Source organism: Halomonas saccharevitans, assembly GCF_900116405.1.
In the GTDB taxonomy this organism is placed as follows: Bacteria; Pseudomonadota; Gammaproteobacteria; order Pseudomonadales; family Halomonadaceae; genus Halomonas; species Halomonas saccharevitans.
In genome coordinates, this window is sequence record NZ_FPAQ01000020.1 from 62,577 (window position 1) to 70,604 (window position 8,028).

General features: G+C 67.4%; 13 protein-coding genes and 1 rRNA gene. 9 read left to right on the forward strand and 5 right to left on the reverse strand.

Annotated features, from left to right (window positions below):
- Positions 1-48 precede the first annotated feature (48 nt).
- From BM388_RS10660 to BM388_RS10685, 7 genes are all read left to right on the forward strand, one after another.
- Positions 49-873: a hypothetical protein gene (locus BM388_RS10660; RefSeq protein WP_089849954.1), complete on the forward strand. Its 825-nt coding sequence runs from the start codon at positions 49-51 to the stop codon at positions 871-873.
- Between the two features lie 57 nt (positions 874-930).
- Complete coding sequence (locus BM388_RS10665) at positions 931-1,338, forward strand: acyl-CoA thioesterase (RefSeq protein WP_089849957.1); 408 nt, start codon at positions 931-933, stop codon at positions 1,336-1,338.
- Positions 1,335-1,805, forward strand: a complete 471-nt coding sequence (ybaK, locus tag BM388_RS10670) for a Cys-tRNA(Pro) deacylase (protein ID WP_089849959.1) — start codon at positions 1,335-1,337, stop codon at positions 1,803-1,805. The genes BM388_RS10665 and ybaK overlap by 4 nt, the downstream gene beginning before the upstream one ends.
- An 83-nt stretch (positions 1,806-1,888) precedes the next feature.
- Positions 1,889-2,215, forward strand: a complete 327-nt coding sequence (locus BM388_RS10675; protein ID WP_089849985.1) for a hypothetical protein — start codon at positions 1,889-1,891, stop codon at positions 2,213-2,215.
- Positions 2,187-2,708, forward strand: coding sequence for a DUF501 domain-containing protein (locus BM388_RS10680; RefSeq protein WP_089849961.1), 522 nt, complete (start codon positions 2,187-2,189; stop codon positions 2,706-2,708). The genes BM388_RS10675 and BM388_RS10680 overlap by 29 nt, the downstream gene beginning before the upstream one ends.
- A gap of 81 nt (positions 2,709-2,789) precedes the next feature.
- Positions 2,790-2,912: a hypothetical protein gene (locus tag BM388_RS18180; RefSeq protein WP_281245186.1), complete on the forward strand. Its 123-nt coding sequence runs from the start codon at positions 2,790-2,792 to the stop codon at positions 2,910-2,912.
- A 115-nt stretch (positions 2,913-3,027) separates the two neighbouring features.
- On the forward strand, positions 3,028-3,582 hold the full coding sequence (locus tag BM388_RS10685) for an LOG family protein (RefSeq protein WP_089849962.1): 555 nt from the start codon (positions 3,028-3,030) through the stop codon (positions 3,580-3,582).
- Positions 3,583-3,586: 4 nt separating this feature from the next.
- On the opposite strand, the gene BM388_RS10690 is transcribed toward BM388_RS10685, so the two are convergent.
- Positions 3,587-4,087: a hypothetical protein gene (locus tag BM388_RS10690; protein WP_089849964.1), complete on the reverse strand. Its 501-nt coding sequence runs from the start codon at positions 4,085-4,087 to the stop codon at positions 3,587-3,589.
- 48 nt (positions 4,088-4,135) lie between these two features.
- Entirely contained in the window at positions 4,136-4,678 is a 543-nt protein-coding gene (locus tag BM388_RS10695) for a tetratricopeptide repeat protein (RefSeq protein WP_089849966.1), read from the reverse strand.
- Positions 4,679-4,976: 298 nt separating this feature from the next.
- Here BM388_RS10695 and yaaA point away from each other — a divergent pair, with 298 nt between their 5' ends.
- Positions 4,977-5,756, forward strand: a complete 780-nt coding sequence (gene yaaA, locus BM388_RS10700) for a peroxide stress protein YaaA (protein WP_089849968.1) — start codon at positions 4,977-4,979, stop codon at positions 5,754-5,756.
- Between the two features lie 18 nt (positions 5,757-5,774).
- Here yaaA and BM388_RS10705 read toward each other — a convergent pair whose 3' ends face one another.
- Positions 5,775-6,350, reverse strand: a complete 576-nt coding sequence (locus BM388_RS10705) for an isochorismatase family protein (RefSeq protein ID WP_089849969.1) — start codon at positions 6,348-6,350, stop codon at positions 5,775-5,777.
- Positions 6,351-6,478: 128 nt separating this feature from the next.
- Between BM388_RS10705 and BM388_RS10710 the strand changes: the two genes are divergently transcribed.
- A complete protein-coding gene (locus BM388_RS10710) occupies positions 6,479-7,285 on the forward strand; it encodes a Tim44 domain-containing protein (RefSeq protein ID WP_089849971.1) in 807 nt (268 codons plus the stop codon).
- 80 nt (positions 7,286-7,365) lie between these two features.
- On the opposite strand, the gene BM388_RS10715 is transcribed toward BM388_RS10710, so the two are convergent.
- Together BM388_RS10715 and rrf are read right to left on the reverse strand one after the other, a co-directional pair.
- A complete protein-coding gene (locus BM388_RS10715) occupies positions 7,366-7,566 on the reverse strand; it encodes a hypothetical protein (protein WP_217641055.1) in 201 nt (66 codons plus the stop codon).
- Between the two features lie 206 nt (positions 7,567-7,772).
- Positions 7,773-7,888 (reverse strand): 5S ribosomal RNA (gene rrf / locus BM388_RS10720).
- Positions 7,889-8,028 lie beyond the last annotated feature (140 nt).

Genomic DNA, 8,028 nt, shown 5'->3' on the forward strand with positions numbered 1-8,028 from the left:
TCTCCTCGACGACTCGTCTTACCCTGATGATAAGGACCCAGATACGATATGGACGTTCCCCTCTCCTGGCAGCTGGCTAAACTTGTGGTCTCCATCGGCGTGGTGCTCGGCCTCTCGATGATCGCCGAGCGCGTCAGCACCCGCGTGGCCGGCCTGCTCTCCGGCTACCCCCTGGGCACCGCCATCGCCCTGTTCTTCATCGGCCTGGAGATCTCGCCGGCCTTCGCCACCCAGAGCGCCGTGCACACCCTGGCCGGCTTCAGCGCCACCCTGGCGCTGGGAGGCGGCTACCTGCTATGTGCCCGGCGCGATGGCCTGCCCGGGGTACTGGCAGGCAGCGCGGGCGGCTTCGTGGCCTGGCTGGGAGTGAGTCTGCTGCTGACCCAGGTGGAGTTCACGCGACTGACCGGCACCCTCACCACCCTGGCGGCGATCGCGCTGTTCATCCGGCTCTATCGGCGGGTCCCCGATACCGCGGCCGGCCCCCGGGGCGGCTTCAGCTGGGCGGCACTGGGGCTGCGGGCCGCCCTGGCCGCCGGCATCATCTTCCTAATCACCGGCCTCGCCCATGTGATGCCGGCCGCCTGGGCCGGGGTCATGGCCGCCTTCCCGGTGACCATGTATCCCTTCCTGGTGATCCTGCACCTGACCCACGGCGCGGCGCCGGTAGCCACGGTGATCAAGCACTACCCGGCCGGGCTCGGCTCGCTGCTCTGCTACGCGCTGTGCGTCTCGCTCACCTACGAGCGCTTCGGGCTGCTGGCCGGCACCCTGGCCGGCTTCGTCGTCGCCACCGCCTGGCTGCTGACCTGGACCCGCCTGCAGGCCTGGTTCGCCGCGCGCCAGACCCGATCGCCCAGCACCGGCACTTGACCGAGCGCTTGCTCGGGGCAAAGCTGTTGCTCCGAGACGCTCACGAGGAAACCGCCGATGTTCGTTCGCACCGTGGAACCCGCCTTCTACGACACCGATGCCCTGGGGCACGTCAACAACACCCGCCTGCCGGCCTGGTTCGAGCTGGCGCGCAACGACCTCTTCCGACTCTTCACGCCGGACCTGGACCCGCGCAAGTGGCGGCTGATCATGGCGCGCATGGAGGTCGACTACCGGGCCGAGCTGCAGTACGGCCGCGAGATCGAGATCCGCACCTATATCTCGCGGCTCGGTAACAGCTCCTTCACGGTGAGCCAGGAGGCGCGCCAGGAGGGCCAGCTGACCAACCTCGGCCACACCGTGATGGTGCATTTCGATCACGCGACCAAGCAGGCCGTGCCCATCGAGGGAGAGCTGCGCGAGGCCCTGGAAGCCCATCGCCAGGAGGAGCCGGCAGACGCATGACCCCGGCCGTGAAGATGCTGGAGAAAGCCGGCGTGGCCTTCCAGCTGGCAAGCTACGAGCACGATCCGCGCTCTCCCGCCTACGGCGAAGAGGCCGCCCGGGCGCTGGGCCTGCCGCCCGACGAGGTGTTCAAGACCCTGCTCGCCCGCCTCGACGACGGCCGCCTGGCGGTGGCCATCGTGCCGGTGCCCTGCCAGCTCGACCTCAAGGCCCTGGCCCGAGCCGCCGGGGCGCGCAAGGCGAGCCTCGCCGATCCCGCCGAGGCCGAGCGGGCCACCGGCTACGTGGTGGGCGGCATCAGCCCGCTGGGCCAGCGCAAGCGCCTGCCTACCTTCCTCGATGAGAGCGCCCGGCGCCTCGAGACGATCCACGTCAGCGGCGGCCGGCGGGGGCTCGAGATCCGCCTCGCCCCGGGCGACCTGGCGCGCCTCACCAGCGCCCGCGAGGCCCCGCTGGCGCGGCGCTGAGCCGAGGCCCATGCGCATCGCCCCGAGCCAAATTCGGCCCGCCGCTGTCATATCCCCACAGCCCTCCATCCACGGGAGCCCCCATGGCCATCCGCTACACCCTCTGGCTGGACCCGGACGATACTCCTCGCCACCGCGCCGTCGAAGCCGACCTGAAGCGCTACTTCATCGACCGCTTCGCCGACTATCCGCACATCCGCTTGTTCGGCGCCGACCCTTACGATTATGATGCGCCGTTCAACCGCCTCTACGACGTGCTGATGGCAAGGGCCGGCGAGTATTGCGAGCGGGAATGGCGCTACGTGCCCACCCCCGAGCAGCTCAACCGCGCCTTCTTCCTGGCCGTGGGGCACTCGAACAAGTTTGTACGGGACAACGACGATGGTGATCCGAACCGATCAGGCCCCTGATGAGCGCCAGCTGGCCATCATCGCCGAGCAGCTCGGCCGCGCGCCCCGCGGCATCGAGGCCCTGGCCGCCACCGATGGCGAGGGCACTCCGCTGGTGCTGCGCATGGCCCCCATCGTCGATGGGAAGCCCTTCCCGACGCTCTACTGGCTCAGCTCGGAGCGGCTCAAGGTCGAGATCTCGCACATCGAGGCCGCCGGGGTGATCAAGCAGCTGGAGACCCGCCTGCAGGAAGACCCCGACTTCCTGACCGCCTACCACCGCAGCCACGATGCCTACGTGGCGGCGCGCTGGAACTACATGAGCGAGGCGCAGAAGGCGGAGGTCTTCCGCCTCGGGTATGATGGCGTGCTCACCGCGCGCGGCATCGGCGGGATCGCCAACCGCGACCAGGTCCGCTGCCTGCACACACAGTATGCGCACCACCTGTGCGGCGAGAACGTCATCGGCCAGTGGCTCGACGAACACTATGGCGTCGCCGACTGCCTGCCGTGACGCCGGCTCCGAGCCGATCGCATCACCCCCGCGACACCGTCCCCGACGACACGATTCCGATAACATAAGGAGAATTCCCGGATGTACCTGGACACCCATGTGATTGCCAGTCTCGCGCTGATCGCCAGCATGATCGTCATCAGCGGCGTGGGCATCAAGCTGCTGCGCCAGGCCATCAAGCGCGACGCCTCAGGCGCTCGCTGAGCCGGCCACCACGACCACGAAGGGCGCCCTTGAGGCGCCCTTCGCGTTTGCGGACCGGCCCTTCCGGTGCCGCGGCAGGACGGGCTAGGATAATGGCCCTGCCAAGGAGGAGAGCATGTCGAGATTCTGCGTCTACCTGGGGTCCCGGGAGGGCCGCGACCCGCAACACCTCGAGGCCGCCGAGCGGCTTGGCGAGGCGCTGGCTCGCCGCGGCCACGGCCTGGTCTACGGCGGCGCCCGTGTCGGCCTGATGGGCCGCCTGGCCGATGCCGTGATGGCCGCCGGCGGCGAAGTGATCGGGGTGATGCCCGACCACCTGGTCGAGCGCGAGCAGGCCCACCACGGCCTCAATGAGCTGGTGCGGGTGCGCAACATGCACGAGCGCAAGGCCAGCATGGCCGCCCGTGCCGATGCCTTCATCGCCCTGCCCGGCGGCATCGGCACCCTTGAGGAGTTCTTCGAGGCCTGGACTTGGCAGTATCTCGGCCTGCACGACAAGCCCATCGGCGTGCTCGACACCGCCGGTTTCTATGCCCCGCTGCTGACCTTCCTCGACAGCACGGTGGAACAGGGATTCCTGAACGGCCGGACCCGAGCCGAGCTGATCGATGCCACCGACCCCGTTGAGCTGCTGGATGCCCTGGAGGACCGGCTGGACCGTGACGCCTGAAGGTTCAGGCGTCGGCATCGAGCTCGAGGGTGCGCTGGTAGGTAAGCTGCAGCAGGCGGGCGTCTTCCCCGGCGCGATGCCGATGGATGCCTTGTTCGAGGATGAGGGCTTCCTTGGTGCGACTCCACTGCGCCTGCTGGGATTCGCTCAGCAGGATGCGCAGGGCTTCCAGGCGGAAGGCCGGCAGCATGCCGGCATGATGGAAGAGCAGCGACAGCCAGGTGTTGTCGTAGCCCCAGCTGTCGCTGTAGGCGATGCCGATTTCTCCGAGCTCGTCGTTGAGCCAGCGCGCCACCTGGCGCACCGGATACCCCTCGCGCTGCAGCCGGCCGCGGCTGATGCCGTGCAGCAGCTCGGCCTTAGGATCCCAGTGCGTCCACTCATCCAGCGGCTGGACGAGGAAGGCACAGGTGCTGCCATCGGCGCGGGCGAGGCCGATCTCGATGGGGTAACTGCCGCGCCCGAAGCCGGACGCCTCGATATCCAGCAGTGTGGGTAGCGTCACGGGCGGGAGAGTCCTTGGTCGAAGTACCGGTGCCGTCGCGGCAAAGGCTTAGTGTCGCGTCTCGCCTCCGGCCTTGTCCACTGCGGCGCCCGGCATGACGGCAGCCTGCGAATCGTCGAAGCCGGCCAGGCGATCGGCCAGAGCCTGCCAGTGCCCGGCCTTCTCGGCATCCACCGGCAGGGCCAGCTCGCCATGGCGATAGGCCCGGGCGAGGCGGGTCGCCGCCAGGGGATGGCCCGCCTCGCCCGCACGCGCGTACCAGGTCACGGCGTGGTCATCGCGCCGCGGATACTGGGCACAGCCGTGCTCGTGGATCTGGCCCGCCTGATACTGCGCCTTGGCATCTCCGGCCTGGGCGGCCTCGAGCACGTAACGCGCCCCACGAGCCTTGTCCTGAGGACTGACGCCACGATGGAAGAGCATGTGACCGTACTGGGCCAGCGCCGCCGGATGCCCGGCATCGGCACAGCGCTGGAAGAGGTGCATGGTCAGGCGCTGCGTTCGCGGCGACCGGGGCAGCCAGCGAATATGGAACAGCTGCTGTGCAAGCCGGTATTCGAGCCGGGTGAACAGTGAGGATGCCTCTGGCATGGCAACTACCCTGCGTCCAGTGAAGCGGAGGGAAGCCGGTCACGCCCTGTGTCCGGCATCCCTCCTGGCAATAAACGATGGCCTTCCGGGCTCCGCCGGGGCTTTGGGAGGGCAAGCATACGCTCGCCCCGTCGGCGACTCAACCCCGGCAGTTTGTCGCGCCGCCGGGGCCCTGCGGCCGCCGCCTGCAAGGCGCGTCGAGGAGGGGCTATCTGCCCGATAGCCCATGGCACGCAGGCGACTTGATATACTGGCTGCCATCGCCGTCAGGCCACCCTTTTGCCATAGGAGCGCCCCCATGCTGAGCGTGATCTCGCCCGCCAAGACGCTGGACTTCGAGACCCCCGCCACCACGAGCCGGCACACTCAGCCGGATCATCTCGAGCAGAGCCAGGCGCTGATCGAGATACTGCGGGACTACTCGCCCCAGCGACTCAGCGAGCTGATGGGCATCAGTGACAAGCTCGCCGGGCTCAATGCCGCTCGCTTCGCCGAGTGGCACACGCCCTTCACCCCGGACAACGCCAAGCCCGCCGCCCAGGCCTTCCAGGGCGACGTCTACGTGGGACTAGAGGCCGATGCCTTCGATGATGGAGACAACGCCTTCGCCCAGGAGCATCTGCGCATCCTCTCCGGCCTCTATGGCCTGCTGCGCCCCCTGGACCTGATCCAGCCCTATCGCCTGGAGATGGGCACCCGGCTCGAGAACCCCGCGGGCAAGGATCTCTACGCCTTCTGGAAGGCGACGCTGACCGCCGAGCTCGATCGCGCCGTGGCCGCCAGCGGCAGCCCGGTACTGATCAACCTGGCGTCCAACGAGTACTTCAAGGCGATCGACACCAAGCGGCTCGCCTCCCGGGTGATCACCCCGGTCTTCAAGGACGAGAAGAACGGCAAGCTGAAGATCATCAGCTTCTATGCCAAGAAGGCGCGCGGCCTGATGGCCGCCTGGATGATCCGTCAGCGCCTGGACGACCCCGAGGGCTTGAAGGACTTCGACGTGGCCGGCTACGCCTTCAACGCGGCGCTCTCCGAAGGCGACACCCTGGTCTTCACCCGTGCCGAAGGGGCCGCCTGAGCCCACTCAGCAAAACGCTCACGTAAACGTCAGGGGGCGCGCCGAACGCCCCTTGAGAAAGCGGCGATGGGCCTGCTTGAACCGCTCGTCGTCGCAGCGCTGCAGCCACTCGTAGGCCACCATGTCGGCACTCACCGCCACCGCGCCGGCCTGGGTCATCCGCTCTCTCGCCAGCCGCGCCTCCCCGGCGCGACGACTGGCGGTCGCCTCGACCAGCCAATAGACCTCATAGCCAGCCTCGAGCAGGCCGAGCCCGGTCTGCATCACGCAGATATGCGCCTCGGCGCCACACAGTATCACCTGACGCTTGCCGCTCTGCGCCAGGGCCTCGGCGAAGGCCGGCTCGTCATGGGCGCCGAAATGCAGCTTCTGCCAGAGGCGATGATCAACCAGCGCCTCCAGCAGGCGAGGCTCGCTGCCCCCCAGCCCCTGCGGATACTGCTCGGTGAGCCAGACCGGCACCTCCAGGGAGCCGGCCAGCGCCCCTAGCCAGGCCGCCTCGGTGACCGCCTGCTCGCCGTGTTCGATGACCGGCAGCAGGCCGGCCTGCAGGTCGACGATCAGCAGCAGGCTCTTCTCTCGTGACAGGCGCATGAACGGACTCCTTGATGCCTTGTGGTGGCGCGGTTAGTTGTCGTGGCCGACCAGCATAGTCGCTAGAATGGAGACTTCCGACTTTTTCCCGTATCACCCCACCCCTTCCCCGATGGAGATTCCCCCTGATGCGTCACCTTTTCGTCATGCTCATGGTCGGCGTGCTGGGCTTCGGCCTCGCCGTCGACCATGCCGATGCACGCCGCATGGGCGGCGGCAAAAGCTTCGGCAGCCAGTCGCGCAGCGTGCAGCAGCCCGCCGCCACCACCAGCCGAGACGCCGCCGGCAACCGCACCACCCAGACCCGCCCGAAATCTCGCCTGGGCGGGATGCTCGGTGGCATGCTGGCCGGTGGTCTGCTCGCCGCGCTGTTCTTCGGCGGCGCCTTCGATGAGCTTCGCCTGATGGATATCCTGCTGGTCGCCGGCGTGGCCTTCCTGCTCTTCCGGCTGTTTGCCAGCCGTCGCCGGACCGCCACGGCAGGCGGCTCCGGTCCCCAGGAGGCCCCAGCCCGCCCCCAGGCTTTCCAGGCCGCGAGCGCGCCGATGGGCAGTGGACTCGCCTCGGAGCCCGAGTGGTTCGACCGCGAGCGCTTCCTGGGCGGTGCCAAGGAGCACTTCATGACCCTGCAGCGCGCCTGGGACAACAACGACTTCGCCGGCATTCAGGAGTACGTGACGCCGGAGCTCTACAATCTGCTGCGCGAGGAGCGGGATCGCCAGCCGGCCAACAACCGCACCGAGATCGTGCGCCTGTTCGCCGAGCTGGGGGATATTCGCGAGGTCGGCCAGCAGGCAGAGGCCACGGTGATCTTCCACGGCATCATCGCCGAGAACGGCGAGGAGACCGAGTTCAACGAGACCTGGCACCTGATTCGCCAGCTACGTGACGACGCGCCCTGGTACCTCCAGGGCATCGAGCAGAACCCGAGCTGATCGCTCGCCGCACCTCGAACCGAACCGAAACGCAAAAAGGCCGGGCATTGCCCGGCCTTTTTCGTGTCACGATGCTGAAATCAGTTCTGCGCGTCTTCCGCGGCCTGCTCCAGATTATCGCCCATCTCTTCGACGCCATCGCCCATCTCTTCCATCGACTCATCGATGTTCTCCCCCGCCTGCTCGGCAGGTCCTTCCTCCTCACAGGCGGCCAGGCCGGCCCCCAGCATGGCAATCAGCAGGGCCAGGCCAAGCTTGCGCAGCATGTTTCTCTTTTTCATGATCATCTCCTCCTGAGATATCGGAATCCATTGCACGTGTACCGGCATACACCCTAGTAGCTCACGCATGATCTGGCTACCCCGCCCCTGCCCCGTTCCCGGCACCCCAAACCAGTTGACCGGACGAGCCGGCGCGATCAACAATTTCTGAGCCCACATGAAAAAACCCCGAGCTCTTATGAGCTCGGGGTTTTCTCGGAATAGGTGCCTGACGATGACCTACTCTCGCATGGGGAGTCCCCACACTACCATCGGCGCTGATCGGTTTCACTGCTGAGTTCGGCAAGGGATCAGGTGGTTCCCGTACGCTATGGTCGTCAGGCGAAAAACGGTGAATCATGCTGACGAGATGCGTCTCGCGTATCCGTCGTGTCGGTTGCCATCGGCAGACCGCTTGGGTGTTATATGGTCAAGCCTCACGGGCCATTAGTACCGGTTAGCTCAACGCCTTGCAGCGCTTCC

What these genes read in the sequence shown, in the direction of transcription:
- BM388_RS10660 (WP_089849954.1), top strand. Translation starts at nt 49, where the DNA reads ATGGACGTTCCCCTCTCCTGGCAGCTGGCTAAACTTGTGGTCTCCATC.
- BM388_RS10665 (WP_089849957.1), top strand. Translation starts at nt 931, where the DNA reads ATGTTCGTTCGCACCGTGGAACCCGCCTTCTACGACACCGATGCCCTG.
- ybaK (WP_089849959.1), top strand. Translation starts at nt 1,335, where the DNA reads ATGACCCCGGCCGTGAAGATGCTGGAGAAAGCCGGCGTGGCCTTCCAG.
- BM388_RS10675 (WP_089849985.1), top strand. Translation starts at nt 1,889, where the DNA reads ATGGCCATCCGCTACACCCTCTGGCTGGACCCGGACGATACTCCTCGC.
- BM388_RS10680 (WP_089849961.1), top strand. Translation starts at nt 2,187, where the DNA reads ATGGTGATCCGAACCGATCAGGCCCCTGATGAGCGCCAGCTGGCCATC.
- BM388_RS18180 (WP_281245186.1), top strand. Translation starts at nt 2,790, where the DNA reads ATGTACCTGGACACCCATGTGATTGCCAGTCTCGCGCTGATCGCCAGC.
- BM388_RS10685 (WP_089849962.1), top strand. Translation starts at nt 3,028, where the DNA reads ATGTCGAGATTCTGCGTCTACCTGGGGTCCCGGGAGGGCCGCGACCCG.
- BM388_RS10695 (WP_089849966.1), bottom strand. Translation starts at nt 4,678, where the DNA reads ATGCCAGAGGCATCCTCACTGTTCACCCGGCTCGAATACCGGCTTGCA.
- yaaA (WP_089849968.1), top strand. Translation starts at nt 4,977, where the DNA reads ATGCTGAGCGTGATCTCGCCCGCCAAGACGCTGGACTTCGAGACCCCC.
- BM388_RS10705 (WP_089849969.1), bottom strand. Translation starts at nt 6,350, where the DNA reads ATGCGCCTGTCACGAGAGAAGAGCCTGCTGCTGATCGTCGACCTGCAG.
- BM388_RS10710 (WP_089849971.1), top strand. Translation starts at nt 6,479, where the DNA reads ATGCGTCACCTTTTCGTCATGCTCATGGTCGGCGTGCTGGGCTTCGGC.
- BM388_RS10715 (WP_217641055.1), bottom strand. Translation starts at nt 7,566, where the DNA reads ATGAAAAAGAGAAACATGCTGCGCAAGCTTGGCCTGGCCCTGCTGATT.